At 58.5% G+C, this 15,942-nt stretch carries 17 protein-coding genes; 1 reads left to right on the forward strand and 16 read right to left on the reverse strand.

The genetic code is table 11. From position 1 onward, the window contains the following. Positions 1 to 30 precede the first annotated feature (30 nt). The 11 genes from N7D90_RS15040 to N7D90_RS15090 form a co-directional block, all read right to left on the reverse strand. Entirely contained in the window at positions 31 to 630 is a 600-nt protein-coding gene (locus tag N7D90_RS15040; RefSeq protein ID WP_261738762.1) for a phage baseplate assembly protein V, read from the reverse strand. Continuing rightward, complete coding sequence (locus tag N7D90_RS15045; RefSeq protein ID WP_261738763.1) at positions 627 to 1,118, reverse strand: hypothetical protein; 492 nt, start codon at positions 1,116 to 1,118, stop codon at positions 627 to 629. Before N7D90_RS15045 ends, N7D90_RS15040 begins: the two co-directional genes overlap by 4 nt. Next, positions 1,111 to 1,776 (reverse strand): phage tail protein, encoded by a 666-nt coding sequence (locus N7D90_RS15050; protein WP_261738764.1) that lies wholly within the window; start codon positions 1,774 to 1,776, stop codon positions 1,111 to 1,113. The genes N7D90_RS15045 and N7D90_RS15050 overlap by 8 nt, the downstream gene beginning before the upstream one ends. Further along, complete coding sequence (locus tag N7D90_RS15055; RefSeq protein WP_261738765.1) at positions 1,773 to 2,093, reverse strand: hypothetical protein; 321 nt, start codon at positions 2,091 to 2,093, stop codon at positions 1,773 to 1,775. The genes N7D90_RS15050 and N7D90_RS15055 overlap by 4 nt, the downstream gene beginning before the upstream one ends. 2 nt (positions 2,094 to 2,095) lie before the next feature. After that, on the reverse strand, positions 2,096 to 3,091 hold the full coding sequence (locus N7D90_RS15060) for a major capsid protein (RefSeq protein ID WP_159259507.1): 996 nt from the start codon (positions 3,089 to 3,091) through the stop codon (positions 2,096 to 2,098). A gap of 64 nt (positions 3,092 to 3,155) precedes the next feature. Then, positions 3,156 to 3,500 carry a head decoration protein gene (locus tag N7D90_RS15065; protein WP_261738766.1) on the reverse strand — a complete coding sequence of 115 codons (345 nt, stop codon included), beginning with the start codon at positions 3,498 to 3,500 and terminating at the stop codon, positions 3,156 to 3,158. After that, the gene (locus tag N7D90_RS15070) at positions 3,497 to 4,615 is read right to left on the reverse strand and encodes a head maturation protease, ClpP-related (protein ID WP_261738767.1); all 1,119 of its coding nucleotides are present in this window, start codon (positions 4,613 to 4,615) and stop codon (positions 3,497 to 3,499) included. Before N7D90_RS15070 ends, N7D90_RS15065 begins: the two co-directional genes overlap by 4 nt. Continuing rightward, positions 4,612 to 6,096: a phage portal protein gene (locus N7D90_RS15075; RefSeq protein ID WP_261738768.1), complete on the reverse strand. Its 1,485-nt coding sequence runs from the start codon at positions 6,094 to 6,096 to the stop codon at positions 4,612 to 4,614. Before N7D90_RS15075 ends, N7D90_RS15070 begins: the two co-directional genes overlap by 4 nt. Further along, positions 6,096 to 6,302: a phage head-tail joining protein gene (locus tag N7D90_RS15080; protein ID WP_094992971.1), complete on the reverse strand. Its 207-nt coding sequence runs from the start codon at positions 6,300 to 6,302 to the stop codon at positions 6,096 to 6,098. The genes N7D90_RS15075 and N7D90_RS15080 overlap by 1 nt, the downstream gene beginning before the upstream one ends. Before the next feature lie 2 nt (positions 6,303 to 6,304). Further along, entirely contained in the window at positions 6,305 to 8,314 is a 2,010-nt protein-coding gene (locus N7D90_RS15085) for a phage terminase large subunit family protein (protein WP_261738769.1), read from the reverse strand. 3 nt (positions 8,315 to 8,317) lie between these two features. Then, on the reverse strand, positions 8,318 to 8,926 hold the full coding sequence (locus N7D90_RS15090; RefSeq protein ID WP_261738770.1) for a terminase small subunit: 609 nt from the start codon (positions 8,924 to 8,926) through the stop codon (positions 8,318 to 8,320). A gap of 349 nt (positions 8,927 to 9,275) precedes the next feature. Between N7D90_RS15090 and N7D90_RS15095 the strand changes: the two genes are divergently transcribed. After that, on the forward strand, positions 9,276 to 10,517 hold the full coding sequence (locus tag N7D90_RS15095; protein ID WP_261742456.1) for an amidase: 1,242 nt from the start codon (positions 9,276 to 9,278) through the stop codon (positions 10,515 to 10,517). Positions 10,518 to 10,599: 82 nt separating this feature from the next. Here N7D90_RS15095 and N7D90_RS15100 read toward each other — a convergent pair whose 3' ends face one another. The 5 genes from N7D90_RS15100 to N7D90_RS15120 all read right to left on the reverse strand — a co-directional run bounded on the left by N7D90_RS15100 (position 10,600) and on the right by N7D90_RS15120 (position 15,407). Continuing rightward, positions 10,600 to 10,944 carry a phage holin family protein gene (locus N7D90_RS15100; protein ID WP_261738771.1) on the reverse strand — a complete coding sequence of 115 codons (345 nt, stop codon included), beginning with the start codon at positions 10,942 to 10,944 and terminating at the stop codon, positions 10,600 to 10,602. Between the two features lie 265 nt (positions 10,945 to 11,209). After that, positions 11,210 to 11,698, reverse strand: a complete 489-nt coding sequence (locus N7D90_RS15105; protein WP_261738772.1) for a hypothetical protein — start codon at positions 11,696 to 11,698, stop codon at positions 11,210 to 11,212. A 328-nt stretch (positions 11,699 to 12,026) separates the two neighbouring features. Continuing rightward, the gene (locus N7D90_RS15110) at positions 12,027 to 14,723 is read right to left on the reverse strand and encodes a bifunctional DNA primase/polymerase (protein WP_261738773.1); all 2,697 of its coding nucleotides are present in this window, start codon (positions 14,721 to 14,723) and stop codon (positions 12,027 to 12,029) included. Beyond that, on the reverse strand, positions 14,720 to 14,926 hold the full coding sequence (locus tag N7D90_RS15115) for a TraR/DksA C4-type zinc finger protein (RefSeq protein ID WP_073514855.1): 207 nt from the start codon (positions 14,924 to 14,926) through the stop codon (positions 14,720 to 14,722). The genes N7D90_RS15110 and N7D90_RS15115 overlap by 4 nt, the downstream gene beginning before the upstream one ends. Continuing rightward, the gene (locus N7D90_RS15120) at positions 14,919 to 15,407 is read right to left on the reverse strand and encodes a phage regulatory CII family protein (RefSeq protein ID WP_146427179.1); all 489 of its coding nucleotides are present in this window, start codon (positions 15,405 to 15,407) and stop codon (positions 14,919 to 14,921) included. The genes N7D90_RS15115 and N7D90_RS15120 overlap by 8 nt, the downstream gene beginning before the upstream one ends. Between the last annotated feature and the right edge of the window lie 535 nt (positions 15,408 to 15,942).

The following is a 15,942-nucleotide window of genomic DNA, read 5'->3' on the forward strand; positions in this document are numbered from 1 at the left end:
CGCACAGGGCGGGCTGGTTGAAGGTTGGTTTTAATGAGTGTGGTGGTTTGAGTTGCCGGCAACATCGATCAGCGTTCCATCGGTGCTGATATCAGCCGTTGCGTGTAATGCGCCTTTGATCAACACGTCCCCGTCGATCTCTACGTCTCCCTTGAGCAGCGAAGGACCATCCAGAGTGATATGCCCAGACTTCACCATTACGGCGCTATCCGTAACGGTCGCCGACGACCCGCCGACCTTGATATCCACCGAGCCGGTCGGCAGCACAATGCTGTAACTGTGGGCCTGCCAGTCGTAAGTCAGCGACCCACCATCGTCGAACAGCCAGCACTCGACGTGATCGCGGTTATCCGGGGCTGCCCCAGCATCGCCAAACAAACCCGGCACAAAGGTGCCCTGTGACACGTCACCGCTCGGGCTGAGCAAAGCGCCCTGCTCGCCCATACTGGGTACTCGCCAGTGCCGTGCCTTGCCCGCTGCCTGACTGTGCCAGCGCACCCAAGCACTGACCCACTCACCATCAGACACCCGGCACACGGGTGGCCTGACCGTCAGATCCAGAGCAACCACATAGCAGCTCTTGACCACCCCCGCGATCATGCGGTCGTGCTCGGCAAGGGCGTGGCTCATGGGTCTACCTCGCCGCCCACGCTGAACACCAGCGAGCCGGGTTTCTCATCCGGCCACGGCCATTCCGTTTCACCCAGGTAAATCGTCTGCGTCCACTCGACCAACCACACGGTGTAACCATCCAGCTCCGGGCGGGTCCAGTCCTGGGTTGAACGCTTGAACTCGGCAGGCTCTACTGCCAGGCCCCACGTCTGGGTGCGCAACAACACCGCCAGTTGCGTGGCCAGGTGAATGGCCTGCTGGTAATGCTGGTCGCGGATCACGTCAACAATCACCCGCGCTTCAAAGGTGACGTTCAGTGTGCTTTCCCCGGTGCCGATATCGGTACCGGGCTCAATCTCGGCGATATCGAGAAACACTGCCGGTAGCGGGATATGCTGCTCGATGTCAGGCCAGAAGCGGACCAACTGAACACCTAACAGTTTCTCCTGCAGATGCTGTTCAATCGTTTGATACAACAGGTCGAAGCTAAACGGCTGCTCAGACACGGCGCGTCCCCTTCAGGTATTTCTGCAGTTCAAAGTTCATTTCTTGCCGGAGGATCTGCAGCAGGCGCTCATCGGCCTTGCGGCTCCAGGCTTCAAAATGTGGCCGTACTGAATCCAGTGAAATCTTGGCCTTGGCCAACGGAAAACGATCGCTGTTTTCCCCCACAAAACCGGAGCTGGCCCCGGTCTGCGAAGTGACTTCGCTGTCTGGGTAGTCAGCCCGGGCGAAGTGTTTACTGGCGGTACGAATCCAGATGTCGGCCTGGTTGCCATACACCTTTTTGTAGAAGGCACCTCGATAGCGACGACTGCCCACCGATACACCAGCCTTGGTCTGCCGTGGCCGCCCTGTCCGGCTGGCTTCCAACGGGTTGATCCCGAACCAGAGTTTGCCGCGCATTGCGCCGCCGGCGATCGGATAGCTGCGCAAACGCTGCCGCACCGCCTTGACCGCGATCCGCTCCTGCTTGCCCACGGCCCGGGCTATATGGGTGCTGAGCCAGCCCAGGGTTTTGTTGATTGCGCGGCGTTGCGCGTTGGCAGCAGCCTTGGGTACCAACGTGGCCAAGTCCGCAAATGCTTTCATATCCTCGGCCGAGACCTGAATATTGAACATCCCGCTACTGGCCCTGTTCTCACTAAAGCTGCCAATGCTCATGCGCGTTTCCTCAAGATCAGGGATACCAGGCCATCGCCGCCGGGCTCCAGCTGCAGCAGTTCGTAGTCACCACCTCCGTCCAGATCGGGCAAGTCGATGGTGACCAGTAGCCCTTTGTTCAGGCCATCAGAGTCCGCGAGCCGCACGACAAAGTGCGGCTCGCGAAGGCCCGTATTGAGACGACCGATCTGCGGCTGTTTCCACGGTGCCGAGAACATCCCCAGCACCGGCTCGGCGCGGCCTTCGATGCGCGCGGTATCACCCAGCACGTCGAAGATCACGCTGTCGATATCGGCCACCAGATCACGAATGCCCACGGTTACAGCTCCAGCAGGATCTGGGCGCGAGGCCGGGTGCAGATATGCAGCGGGTTGGACTGGGCTTCGCCGGCCATGCCTTTGTTGAACGGCATCGGCTCGATTTTGCTGTAGTACGGGATGCCCTGGGTGTTGACCGTTTCCATATAGTCGGCCGGGGCAAAGGCCGAGATATACAAGTCGGGGACGCCTTCGGGGACCAACAGGGCTTTGTCGTCGTGGACAAAAGGCTGGCCCGCAATACGACCCCGGTAGCGTTCCCAAGTGATGCCGCCGAACTCAAATGCTTCTCGGGCATCACCGCGCAATGCCGCAGCTTGCAGGGTGTTGGTATACGTTTTCTCCACATCCTCATGGGTGACGAGTGCCTCCCAGAAAGTCTTGCCACAAAACGCTCGGGAGCCGCTGGTGGTAGTGCTGCCCAAGGCCTCCTCTTGCTTGTCCAGGGCCTGCATACATTTGACGCGCAACTTGACGCCCGCAGTAGCAAAACCCATTTTCAAGCTTTGCTTGTCCACACCGAAACGCTGATAAAGATCGAGCAATACCGTCTTGCCGTCCGCATCCAGGATCTGCCCGTTCAGAGCGCCCATACGCTGGTACTCATGGGTGACGTCCAATTGGCGGCGCGCCTTGAGCAAGCGTGCATTGACCACGTCCTGCACGGCTTGCAGTTCGCTGCGTGTGCCGAAGGCACGAATGCCCTGAATCTCGTCAGCCTTGATCGTGAAGCGTTCCGGCAGGTGCACGGTGTTGAAGGGGATCAAGGTGCGCTTGCTGGCACCCACAACCAGACCCGAAGTACCGCGCTCACCGGCCGGCACCAGTGCCAGGGTGTCGCCGTCCTTTTCGATCTGCACGGTCAGGGTGGTGATCCCTTCCTCCTGAAACAGGCCGAGGCTGCTCAGGCGTCCGGGCAGGTATTGCTGTTCATTGATGGCAGCGGTCAGCGACGAAACAGAAAACGCTTCGTCGTCAAAGATGGCGATATCGGCCATTAGGGGACTCTCCAGAAAGTAAAAACCCCGCTCAATGGCGGGGTGCAATAAAGGGGCGGTCGGCTTAGCGCACGATCACAAAATGCTCGGCCAGGGATTTCTCACCCTCGAGATCAAGCCCGGTCAGATGCGCCTCGCTGACTTCAGCTAGGCGAACCACCGCGCGACCACGGCGCACGATGTCGGATTCGCCCAGCGGGCCGAACAGAATGGCGACAGCGTGCTGGCTGCCGTCTTCGGCGGTGGGTACATAAGGCGCGAATTCGCCCGAGGCGGTCACCAAACCGAGGACCTGGCCAGCATTCAGCGCAGAGCCAGCCGCCACATTGATCGCTTCACGAGAGATGTTCCCGGCCCCTTCGGACAGCAGGAACTCACCCGCGTGGATCGGCTCTTTTTTAATGGTCATGCTTTTACCCCTGTCTGGGCGGCGCGACGGGCCGCATAGATCGCATTGGTGTCAGGCTGTTTGGCCTGGGTTTTCGGCGCCGGGTCATCGTTGATCGGCAGGCTGTTGTCGATTTCAAAACCGCCGCCGCTGACCAGCTTGTCGAACAGGCGGCCGCGCACGGCTTCAGCACTGAGCCCGGCCGCGACAAACTCCTGGGCGAACTCCGGCAGACGCGCAGCAACGCACAGGTCGCGCACGGCCTTGGCGTTGGTAAGCGCGGCATTAACTGTGGCCTCATCGGCCAGTTTGGTGCTGCTGATCAGCGACTCGATCAGGTTGCTGATCCCGGCCGCGTTGCAGCTTTGGGTGATCAACAAGGCCAGCTTGGCCGAGTCCGCAATGGGCGGTTTTTCGGGCTCCGGCGGAATCGGCTCCGGGGTTGGCTCGGGCGGATCTTCCAGCTGGGCCAGCAATGCCTGCGGCGCATGCTGAAAGCGCTGCAGCACGCTGCCCTGGCCCACACAGGCTTTGACGGTGAGGCCCGCGCCCACTTCATCTGCCAGACCCAGGGCTACCGCTTCGCTGGCCGTGAGCCAGGTTTCGGCGTTAACCAGGCGCCGCAGCTCCACCTCGTCAATGTTGGGCGACTTGGATTTGTAGGCGGCAATGATGACTTCCGTCGCTTGGTCCAGCACGGCGGCAACCTTACGCAGATCCTCGGCATCGCCTGATGCATAGGTATACGGGTTGTGGATCATCAAAATCGCGTTGCTTGCGATCACGACCTTGTGAGCACCGCACACCGCGACACTGGCCGCGCTGGCTGCCAGGGCATCCACCCGGCCGGTGCAACGCTCGCCCAGCCGCGACAGGGCGTTGTGAATGGCCAGGCCGTCAAACAGGTCACCGCCGATGCTGTTAAAGGCCACAACAATTGGCGACACACCGTCATCCAATGCGGCCAAGTCGCGGACAAACTGGTTGGCAGTGATGCCCCAGGTGCCGATCTCGCCGTAAACATAGACCTCAATGCTGCGGGTCTCGGCCTCGCCGCTGGCCTTGAGGCTGTACCAGTGCTTATTCTGCGGCGCCGGTAGGTCACCGGCTTTATTGAAAATGCGTAGCCTGTTCATGGTGTCTCCTTGTCGGCGGCCGGTTCTGGCTGGTCGACGAGCGTTTTGTAGTTGAGGCCCAGGTCACGGGCGCGAGCCTGATCGGCAGCATTTTCAGCGTCCACGGTTTCAGCGTCATAGCCCGAACGCAGGACCATTTCGCTGCGGGAGTTAAAGCCCGCATTGACTTCCATCATCCGCGCCTGAATGTCCTGCACCGGCTGGATATAGGCCCAGCCCTGCGGTACCCAGCGGGTGCGCAGGTATTCGCGACGGCGCTGCGCGTAATCGTCCAGTTTGAGGCGACCGGCCAACACCGCCATGTCCATCCACGCCGCGCGAACCGGGCGGCACAACTGGTGCACGTACACCCCGAATTGCAGTTGCTCCAGGCGACGGCGGAATTCGTTGAGCACAACCCGCAGCGCCCGGTCGTTGACCTCGCGCATATCACCGGTGAGGATTTCGTAAGGCGTGCCGGTACCGGCGGCAGCGGCCATCAATTGCTGCCGCATAAAGTCCGGGTAGTTGTTGCCGGCGTCCGGGGGCTTGGAAAATTCAACCTCTTCACCGGGCCCCAGCTCCTGCATGGTGCCGGGCTCCAGCGCGACCATCGGGGTGAAGCCGTCGCGGTCTTCGGTCAACAACTGGCCGGTGACCGGGTCGCGGGGTTGCTGTGAGGCTTCGGGGGGCGGTCTGCTGATAAACCCGGCAAACAGGTTGGCCACTTCCTGACGGAACAGCACCGCATCGTCGTAGTTGTCCAGGCTGCGCAAGCGCTTGAGTACTGGTGCCAATCGCGGCACACCGCGCAACTGCCCAGGCTCGACCGGTTCAAAGATGTGCAGAACCTGCTCGGCCGGTACCCGTACCAGTTGGTTGTAACCGGCGTTCAACGACGAGGCATCGCGGGGGTGAACGCGGTACATCCAGTAAGCCACCCGCTGATGAGCCGGGTTGAACTCGATCCCAGCACGGATGTTGTTGCCGTTTTTGGCCGGCTCAAATTTGTCATGGGGTACAAACTCGGGGGCCAGTACCTGAAGCTGAAGCGGTACCGCCAGATCTTGGTCCAGGCTGCGTGGCCGTATACGCACAAAGCATTCACCGGCGGTTTCGACGGTGCGGGCGATCAATGCTTGCTGCCCGTAGAAGTCGGTTAGGCCATCGGCATCCGACTCATCAACCCAGTCCTCCCACAACTCCTGCTGCACTTTGCGCAGGGCATCGTCCTCGATCTTGGGTCGCGGAGTGATGCCGGTACCGATCAGGTTGCTGACGCGCTTGTCGATTACGTTGAAGGCGTAAGGGTCATTACGCACAGCCGCCCGCGAACGGGACCGCAGGTTGCGCAAGGCCGGGGTGTTGATGCTGTTGATGCCAATATCGGGCGCGTCCCAACTGGCTGAACGCCTGCCCTCTCCGGCTCCTTCATAACTGGCTTTGATCCGTTCCGGCAGCAAAAAACCGTTGCGGGTCAGGGTTGGATATTGGCGTGCCATTAGAGTCCCTTGCCTCCGTGGTAAAGCCTCACCACTTTTGAACGTGGCCCGGCGGACGCGACCAGCGAAGTACGGATCTGGTCGCGGGCCTTGAGCAGCTCATCCACCGTGCGGTACTCCACGGTGCGATCGGCGTAGCGCACGGTTTTCTCGCCGCGCGCGATGGCCGACTCAACCGCGTCGAGGTGCTTTTGGGTAAAGGACATAATCAGCGTCTCTTGAGATAGCCGCTGCTGGAGCTGCGACGTTGAGGGGGTCGTGCAACCGGCTGCGATGGTGCGGCCGGCATTACTTCGGGTGCAGACGTTTCAACAGGTTGTGTCGCGGGTATTGCGGCCGGAAGTGCAAGACGTTCAGCCTGAACGGGCTTCTCATCGAACAACCCGGCCTGCGCCAGGGCTTGGCGAATGCGCTCCCAGTCATGTTCCTTGTAGCGGTTCAGGCCCAGGTAATGCGCCATCGCCAAGCAGTACACCATCAGGTCGAGCGCTTCGTTGCGCTCGGCCTTACCCTTCACCCACTCGATACGCTTGTGGCCGCGCACGTAGCGGGCCACCTTGCGCTCGGCTACGCACTGGTCGAAGAAGTCGTCCGGCAAGTCGTTGGCAAAGTGCAGCGCGCCCGGCCCTTCTTCAAACGGGTAACGGTTGTAGATCCAGTCCTTGGCGGTGTCGGTACCGACAAACCACAGCTCGGCGCCGTTGCGTTCGGTCTGGCCTTTCCAGGTGACGTCGACCATTGACGGGCGTTGGGCAATAACCGGTTTGCCCGGCTTGCTCGCGCCCTTGATGGCGAAGATATTGCGCCACCGACGGATACGACAGAACTGGTAAACCTCGTCCGTGTGGTGACCGCCGGAGTCGACGGCGGTGGCCAGAATGCCGAGTCCGACTCCACAAGGATGCGGGTAACGCACCTTGAGCTTTTCATCGAGCACGGCCCAGGTACGCTCGTCCGCCGGGTCGCCCCAGATCACCTGGTAGTCGATGATCCAGCGCTCCATGCCGACACCCCAGCCCATCACCATCAGTTCCAGGCGATTGGCTTGTACGTCGACCGATGCAGTGAGCATCAGCACGCGCAGGGTCATAGAACCTAGGCCGTAGGTTTCGCGGCGGGCGCGCTCTTTCAGAACATCCGCTTTGGTCTGCTCCTGGGCGCTGTCCCAGACCTTGGCCAAGCGGGTGTTGTAGAACACCTGCATGGGTTCCAGATCGCCCCGGTTTTGCGCCTTCTTTGCCTTTTCAAATTGCTTGGCCAGCGAACGCCAGTCCATCCAGCCAAGCGGTGAGTACAGGGCGTTGAGGTGAAAGCCGATGGTTTCGCCGTCGCCCTGGGCATGGGATCGCCATTCGCCACTGGCCAGCATCTGGCCCTTGTGATGCTCCTCTATCAGCACGTCGCAATCTGGCCCGGCGCACTGGTAATGCACCACGCTGTAATCGGCCGAGTAGTGCAGGCTTTCCCATTCAAGCACCTGCATATGGCCGCAGTGCGGGCATGGAACGTAGTAGTAACGCTGGTCGCTGGTCTCGAACAGATCGGCGATACGCGAGGCGCCCTTGATGGTCGGTGAGCTGGAGAAGTAAAACTTGGCGTTGCGCCCGAAGGTACTACCCCGGGTTTCGGCCAGTTCGATCGGGTCGCCCTCTTCGCCCACGTCCACATCCCAACGGTCGATCTCATCGCCGTAGATGTAGCGTGCCGACAACTCGGCCAGGTTGGCCGCAGAGCCGGCTGTGGTGACGTACAGCGAACCGCCTTCAAACTCTTTGGTGTCCATCGTGTTGCGTGCGTCCCGCGAGCGGTTGGCCGCGACACGCTCACGCAGCACCGGCGTAGCCTTGATGGTCTTGCCGATCCGTGACGACACCCGCTTGGCTAGGCTCAGGCTCGGCAGCAGGGTCAAGATGTTGGACGGCACCATATGGATCAAGCCGCCAATCCAGTTCAATGCGATCTGGGTTTTCATCAGCTGCGAGGCCACCATCGTGACCACGCGCTTGCAGGGGTGAGCCGGTGACAGGCAGCGCATGGGCTCGCGGGCATAGGGTGTACGCGAGGTGCGGTACTGGCCGGGCTCGGCGGCGCCAGTGTCACGCGGGATACGCATGTACTCGTCGGCCCACTGGTCGACCCACAGCGAAGGGTCAGGCCGTAGCCCACGGAAATACGCCTCGCGGTACACCTCTGCACCGTTCGGGTTTTCCGTGTGCATGGGTTAGCTCTTGTTGTTGAGGGCGTGAACCAGGTCAGCCGAGGACATGCGCTCAGCGTCCTCCAGCGAGGCACGGATGGCAGCGGTCAGACGGCGCTCGATTTCCCAAGGGTCAGTCATGGCGGCCAACTCCGGCGCCAGTTGCGGGGGCATGCCCAGCAACTGATCGCGCAGCAGGCGCCCCGCGTTGAAGGCACCGGTTTTAACTGCCTCCAGCTCGACCTGTGAACCCTGAACCTTGTGGAATTCAGCCTCGGCCAGTTGCGCCAGGTAGTACTCGCGGTGGGCGCGGGCCTTTTGGAAGTCGGGTTGCTTGCCCGCCGGGCCGATGACGGGCTGCGGCGCAGCCATGTTCGGCGTGGATTCGACCAGCGGGGATAACTGGCTGATCACGTCGCGCTGCACTCGGGCCTCTTGATGCCGAGCCGCGACGGCGGCTTTAGTGGGGTCGGCGGTTTCGCGGATCAGTGCGATGGTCTCTTCAACATTGACCTGTCTTTCATCCGTCGACAGGACCAGTCGATTGTTCTTTCTGAGCCAGGTGATGTAGCTCGGCGCCTTGCCGATATAGGCCGCAAAGGCGCTCTTCGACAGAAAGATAGGGTCTGTCACAAGCCCTCCTTTTCAACGGCTTTTCAATGCAAGCCTTTCAATTTCAATGGATTGAATTTCAATAAGCTGCCAGCCCTGCGGCTAACGATTTCCCGCGGGTTTCCTGCCCCGTACAGGTCTGAAAACCACAGGGACCCCGCCGGCTTTATCGACAGGTCTAGATGTTATAAACACTTGTTTATAAGGTGTTTGGGCATGTTGCTGCCCGTGTATCTCATAGAGGGGTCGTGTTAGCTTTGACCGGCACTTAGCGTTGTCATGATGCCAACAGCAAGTGTCCTGACCGGAGCAAACACCATTGTCTTTATCGGATTCATTGCCACGTCATTCGGCTTCCGAGCTTGCCGCATTGATTCAAAGGCGTGAGCTCTCCTCCACATCTATAGTTTCTACCTACCTCGCACGTATCGAGAAGCTCAACCCATCACTAAACGCCTTAGTACAGGTGTGTGGTGAGTCGGCATTGGCACAGGCGTGGGAGGCTGACCGTGCCGTTGCACAAGGTCAGTATTGGGGACTGCTACATGGTGTCCCCTTCACCGTCAAAGATGTTTTCGATACTCGTGGTGTGATATCGGCGGTGGGTTTAACTGATCGTGCGGCGTACGTTCCGGAGCAGGACGCAGTCGTGGTTGCGCGCATGAAAGCCGCCGGAGGGATCTTACTCGGCAAAAGCAACTGCCCACCCGGTGGAGGTGGGGGCGTCACCGATAATCCTGTATACGGCGCTACTCGTAACCCTCACTCTCTATCCCATGGCCCTGGAGGCAGCAGCGGAGGCGAAGCTGCGGCGATAGCCTCGGGCCTGTCACCATTGGGTCTGGGAAGTGACTCGGGTGGCAGCCTGCGTGTACCTGCGCATTTTTGCGGCATCTGCACGCTAAAACCCACCAGTGGCCGCGTACCCAACACCGGAGTATTCGATCACCCAGGAGGCTTCAGTGACTACCGCAGCCAAGTTGGCCCAATGGCCCGGCGTGTGGAGGATCTGGCTTTAGTACTGCAATTAATCGCCGGTGAGGATGGCCGGGACGCAGCTGTGATACCGATGCCACTACCTTCCATCAGCACCGCGAAACTCCAGGGCATGAGAGTCGCCTGGTACAGCGATGGCGGTATTGCTCCTGTTGACGCTGCAACACAGGCAGCCCTGCAGTCGGCGGCCGACATTTTGCAGAAAGCGGGTGCCGTGATCCATTCGGCGTTTCCTACGGCTCTGGCCAACTCTCGGGCCATTACCGAGCGCTATTGGGCAATAAGCAAGGGCTCGGGAGCGGAGTTCGTACAATTGTTGACAGACTGGGACCAGTTTCGCAGCTCCATGCTGGGATTCATGGAAGGCTACGACATCATTCTGTGCCCGGTCGACGCAGCACCCGCACCGCGCTTGGGGGATGCCCGGCCTGACCTGTTCAGTCACACTTTGCCCTATAGCCTGGCTGGCTGGCCTTGCGTGGTTATTCGTGCAGGGACCTGCGACTTGGGGTTGCCAGTAGGTGTGCAAATCGTCGCGCGACCTTGGCACGAACATATGGCATTAGCTGCGGCAACCGCCATTGAAGAGGCACTCCCCTTTCACGATTTGATCTGAGGCATCTGCCTACGCTGGTACTCTGGGAAACATTATCCACGGGGTATTCAGCCGTCAGCTCAAATGCTTCGACAACCAGCAACTATTCAGAACGGTCGCTTGGGGTCGACACCTCGCAAACCCCGAGCCGCTTGGCTGCCCAGCGCTCGTAAAGGCCAATGGCTACGTCCGCCCCGGCCATCGCCGTGAGGCAGCCCACCGCCGATGACGCCCAGATCGACACGCCGTTGGCATGCAGCAGCATCATCGTGGACAGCCCGCATCCGATACAGGCACCTGACCGCAAGGCCAAGCGCCGTACCAGCGACCAGCCCCGGGCGCCATCCTTGTCCGCTCGCCACATCTCACCCGACACCCCACCGACCAAAGACAGTGCGATCACCAGCCAGATCGGCATATCAGCTAACGCTTGTTGCTCTGTTGTCATGTATGACCTCAATCAAAGAGCGGCGCGTGGTGCTGAAAAAAGAAAACCCCGCCGGGGTGGGCAGGGTTTTCAGTGCGCTGGTGTATGCCAGGGCGAGGTGCACAGCACGTGCTCGGGGAGCGCTTAGGCGCAGAATTCATATCGTGGGAACGTTTTACCCCTCTCCGGAAAAACCGAAAAGAGGCTATTTTCGGTAGGCCTACAAACGACCATGAAACGACCACAATACAACCACAATACGACAAAGTGCCCAGACGAACGGTAGTTAGTGGCTACGGGCGCGCCTGCTCATTCTTGCTCTGATCAGGCTGGTTTCTTGTGCACCAGTGCGCTGGCCAAGGCCACGAGTTGTGGCACTGCGAACTGCGAGAATCAGCTGAACCTGCTGATGCAGACGATGAACCCAATTACGATACGTCCGATCAGCATCCTCTCGAAGTCCGAGCAGTTGCAGCTGAGAGCGAACCGAGTATGCAGGCTGTGGCAGATAGCGATTGCGAGCCAAGGTCGCGAGTTGAGCCCCTTTCTCAGACTGCCGCTCAAGCTGTGCAAGGGCCGCCGCTACTTCAGTTGCAACGTGATCCATACCACTACCCGACGCCATCAACAAATCACGCGATCCTGGCGTACCACGTGGCGCACTGCCACCCCACTGCATGATTGTCGCCATCGGGCTGCCCAACCCAACACCGTCACCCACGCGGCAGTGCTGGCTGGCCCAATGCTGCATCAACGCTTCAATTTCTTCGATCATTGCCCTTCCCCCCGAAAGAACGAACCCAGCACAAAAATCACCAAACCCAACACAGACCCAACACAAATAAACTCCTTTAAAATCAATATCCTTATTAGCTTTGAGTTGAGTGTGTTGGGTTTGTTGGGTTTATAGGTCCTCGCATAAGAAAAAAATATAGGTCTTCGTTTCAGTGCAATTAACGTCACGTATGCGCGTGCGCGACGACAAACCCAACACACCCAACACAGCAGCCGGAAAGCCGCATGAATAAAGGTCTGAAACTGTGTGGAGTACCCAAAACCAACCCGACACACACCCGACACACCCAACACACTTTTGGGTACAGTCATGCTGCAGCCGCCTTGACGTGTTCCCAGCTGTCCACGCTCCAGCCGGCCAACTTCGCTTGGGCACGCCAATTGGCGACCGTTTTGCCCAGATCGGCCGCTTTCAGTGATGGGGGCTGGGAAGCACCGGGATCGTTTGGAAAGAAAAACGCACCAAATCGTCTGTTACTGCCCTCTGTCCAGGGGATAGATCGGGTCTTGTCCACTTCCGAACCGACGAACAGCGAGAACTTCGTCTGACTCATCACGTGTTCTTTATTGCGGTGACACCACTCAAGGAAAAGTGAATAAATATCTGTAGAAAGGCACACGCCCCACAGATCTCGTCCCAGCTCGTTATATTTCCAAAGACTGAGGAATGTTTGCCACCCGGCACGACTCAACGCCACCAAACGCTCACGTGCCGCTGTACTCGGTGGCCGGGTACGCTGGTCGAAATCACCGAGCTCAATCGATAACAACCATCCATACAGAGCAGCGACCCCGCCGTTTTTAAGCTCCTTGCCAATAGCCTTCTGCCGGTCTTCTGGCAGAGTATGCTCGGGCCACATCACCAGCATTCGACGATCACTTTCGCTGATGGGCCATGGCAGGATCTCGTTGCTCAGGAAAACCGCATTCATATGGTTGGCTTCTTCCCAACCATTGATGAACTTCGATTCCATCCGCACCGTTTTGCCGGTGATCAAGTGCTTGATCTTGCCCACTTGGTTGTAGCGCTGATCCCGGCTGACGACCTCTTCAAACACCGACCAAAGCTTACGGCTTTGCCAGGCGTTGAAGGTACTTTCAAGCTGCGTCTGTCCTACGGTGGCAGAGTACTGACCGTAAAGCATGCCCATCGCATCGGCGAACAGCAGACTCTTACCCGAGCCCTCCATGATCGAGTGCATCAAAACAGCCGTGTCCATCTTCGCGCCGAGGTGTTGGAGCGGATATGCCATCCATCGCGTCAACCACTGAGCGGCATCCTGATCATGGTTGCAGAGAAAAGAAATCAGCCAGCGCAGGTTTTCGCACGCAGCTTCATCAGTGATCGGTTCTAGCGGTAAGCCATCGAAGGTATTGATGTAGACCTGCGGGTCTTTCGTCATTGTTGGGTCAAAGACGATATGGTCAACATCCACCACCCGACGCTCGCTGCTGTTCAACCACAAGGGGTATGTATCTCCGAGGGCCATCTTCACAGCGCCCTCTGCTACTCGCCGCTTTTTCTCGCGATCCCAAACATCCTTCGTACCATCGATGTAAACGTATCGCTCGGTTGGCGGCATACCGAAGGCACCGCCTTTTTTGCCAGCCATGCGTCGAGACTGCTCGATATCACGCACATGTTCATCGGATATCAGCTTTCGACGCTCGGTGTCCTCCAGCCACTGCTTCGCCAAAGGCTTACCGACTCGCGCCTCAAATGCCGACCTTTTCATAACTCTCGACTGATCGAAGTCCCAGACATGCGTAGTTCCTTCTACCAATGCAAATCGCCGAAGAGCGTGATCGAGCGTCAGCACCTCCCCCGCGCCCCCAGTAGGAGTTGGAGCGGCATCGCTGACAGCGACATTAGCGGAGCCCTGCTCGCTCATATCATGGGATGGGGTCGGGGGAAGATCAGGCTGATCAGTTCGCGACGAATGCTGCATACCCAACATGCGAGCAGCATCTTTAACCGCTTTGGGCTGATCGCCGCCGTGCTCAAGCAGGCAGAACACCTCAAACGCATCATTCTGGTGACCATTGGCCAACGGATCAGCGCCATGGTGCGAATACAGCTTGTCATCGGTGATGGTGATACCCGGCACCCCAGTGCTGCTTTGCGGATAAAGCCATTTATTACCGCGTTTGATGTAACCGTGGGTTCGCAGTAACTCTTCAACATCATGGCTGCGGTTGAACTCATCAATCACCGAAGGCCGGTTGCCAGTTACATGGACAGGCGCCTTGCTCGACTTTGGTTTGATCTTTTCAGCCTTCGGCGCCCAAGGGCAAGCAGCCTCGGCATCACGTTTGAAAATGTCCCAGTTTTGCCAGATGGCCAACAGATCGTTGGTCAACACCGGTAAGCCCTCAGCGGAGGGTGGTGTACGCCAGGTATACGGTTTACCAGTACCCGGGTGAATCGAAGGAGGTAACACGTCTTGCACCAAGCCTGCGCGCAACTCGAAAACCGTGAAGCGCTTGTAGGGCTCTGCATCGGCGCGTGCAGCCGCTTCTCCATCGAGATCGCCGGCTTCTTTTGCAGCCTTGGCTTTCTCAATCAGACCTTTAAAAATCGACCCATCAGGGTCGTTTTCGTTGGGCCATGCAAGCGAATGACGCGTGAGGTCTATTCCATCCGGCAACTGGAACAGGATACGAAAACGTGCCGGGTTACCCACTACTGTCGGGTACACCAGCGCCATTGCGTCCAAGTCCAGGCCGAGCAACTCGTACAAGATGTGGCGTGTCCACTGGACATCATCAACGTCCAACGAGCACACACGGCTCGGGCCTAAGACCACGCCAAGGTTGTGCATTGGATTCGCGGTCCAGAAGGCTTCGGCGGCTTGTGCATCGGTGATGTAACCACCAGGCTTATTCCACCCCAACCCTTTGGGGGCTTTATCGCCAGGCTCGATAGCAACAAGTGCCAGTTTGAAGGTGTCAATGTAGCGCCGTGCCCATGTAGCCATCGGCACAGCGTGAAAACGATCGGTCATCTGCGGCGCTCCCGCAACTCTTGGCAACTGACGCAGGTTTGGCAGCCTTTGACCTTCTCCTGGCGAAGCTGTGGGATAGGTTCATCGCAATCAACACAGATTGATGCACTGACCACGGAAGCAGAAGCACGCTGACGTTGCTCCAAAGCGCGCTGTAAAAACTCATCCGCATAGTCATTAGCCAGATCAACGATGTCAGCCATTATCGCGATCCTCCATTGCCTGGCGTGCGCCGGCCATGATGCCCAGTACCTCGCGGATAACATCCATACCGCGCTTTTCTAGAATGACGACTTCGTGCGCCTCCCAAACTGCGTCGGCCACACCGTCGTGCATGCAAGACACAAACTCGCCAGATTCATGAAGCAATTTGCCTACCGCCTTCAACGCTTCTTTTGTGGCAGGCACTGGCGTTGGCTTGTACCAAACGGCCCCGGCTGGACGCACTAAGGCATCGAGCAAACGCGGATCAGCCGTGAGGCGAATCACCTCCTCCAGCTCATCCGGCGTAAGCCAGCGGCGTTCTTCGTCGAGTTTGAGTTTCTTCTGCAAGGAGTCGTTGTCGATCACCATTGCGAATGCAAGTGCGGTGACACCACCCTTGTAGGAACGTCCTGCGCGATAGAGCGCGTGACGCAATGAAAGCACCGGACCAGCGTCCGGTAATAGATCGATGCGACTCATAACCGTAAAAACCCCTTTTACGGTGTAGCCATAAAACAGGGCACGCCCTATCCTACGACCACGACCGATGTACATGTGCTGTGTATCGTCGTAGCTGGACCGGAGGATCTTTGGTGAGAGGCTCCGGTTCAGCACCCTTTTAGCGATGTAGATCTACAACTGCATTGCTCTGTCGACCCGGCGTTTCTTTGGTGAGAGGTTCTGGGTCGATACCTTCTATGCTGCTTGGATTGACTCAAGATCTTTTGGGATGCAGAACACATCCGGGCGCAACCTAAATCTCGAAACGCCAGTAATAAGCTCAGCTCGGACAACAAGCTCAGCAGGCAAAAAACCTCGCTTCAACCAGTAAGAAACAATTTGTTGAGATACAGGCCGCTCAGAAGTCGACATGGCTGATGCAAACGCGACCTGCCCTTTGGCTGAGTCCACAGCGTCCACTAGTGCCTCGCGCATCTCTGTTGCTGGGTTCATGAAGACCTCAAAGCGAAAAGTACAAACGGAAAATACATGTTAATTTGTATTATCGCAACAA

Origin of the sequence: Pseudomonas fragi (assembly GCF_025426255.1) — a bacterium.
Classification (GTDB): Bacteria; Pseudomonadota; Gammaproteobacteria; order Pseudomonadales; family Pseudomonadaceae; genus Aquipseudomonas; species Aquipseudomonas kulmbachensis.

What these genes read in the sequence shown, in the direction of transcription:
- N7D90_RS15040 (WP_261738762.1), bottom strand. Translation starts at nt 630, where the DNA reads ATGAGCCACGCCCTTGCCGAGCACGACCGCATGATCGCGGGGGTGGTC.
- N7D90_RS15050 (WP_261738764.1), bottom strand. Translation starts at nt 1,776, where the DNA reads ATGAGCATTGGCAGCTTTAGTGAGAACAGGGCCAGTAGCGGGATGTTC.
- N7D90_RS15060 (WP_159259507.1), bottom strand. Translation starts at nt 3,091, where the DNA reads ATGGCCGATATCGCCATCTTTGACGACGAAGCGTTTTCTGTTTCGTCG.
- N7D90_RS15065 (WP_261738766.1), bottom strand. Translation starts at nt 3,500, where the DNA reads ATGACCATTAAAAAAGAGCCGATCCACGCGGGTGAGTTCCTGCTGTCC.
- N7D90_RS15070 (WP_261738767.1), bottom strand. Translation starts at nt 4,615, where the DNA reads ATGAACAGGCTACGCATTTTCAATAAAGCCGGTGACCTACCGGCGCCG.
- N7D90_RS15075 (WP_261738768.1), bottom strand. Translation starts at nt 6,096, where the DNA reads ATGGCACGCCAATATCCAACCCTGACCCGCAACGGTTTTTTGCTGCCG.
- N7D90_RS15080 (WP_094992971.1), bottom strand. Translation starts at nt 6,302, where the DNA reads ATGTCCTTTACCCAAAAGCACCTCGACGCGGTTGAGTCGGCCATCGCG.
- N7D90_RS15085 (WP_261738769.1), bottom strand. Translation starts at nt 8,314, where the DNA reads ATGCACACGGAAAACCCGAACGGTGCAGAGGTGTACCGCGAGGCGTAT.
- N7D90_RS15100 (WP_261738771.1), bottom strand. Translation starts at nt 10,944, where the DNA reads ATGACAACAGAGCAACAAGCGTTAGCTGATATGCCGATCTGGCTGGTG.
- N7D90_RS15105 (WP_261738772.1), bottom strand. Translation starts at nt 11,698, where the DNA reads ATGATCGAAGAAATTGAAGCGTTGATGCAGCATTGGGCCAGCCAGCAC.
- N7D90_RS15110 (WP_261738773.1), bottom strand. Translation starts at nt 14,723, where the DNA reads ATGACCGATCGTTTTCACGCTGTGCCGATGGCTACATGGGCACGGCGC.
- N7D90_RS15115 (WP_073514855.1), bottom strand. Translation starts at nt 14,926, where the DNA reads ATGGCTGACATCGTTGATCTGGCTAATGACTATGCGGATGAGTTTTTA.
- N7D90_RS15120 (WP_146427179.1), bottom strand. Translation starts at nt 15,407, where the DNA reads ATGAGTCGCATCGATCTATTACCGGACGCTGGTCCGGTGCTTTCATTG.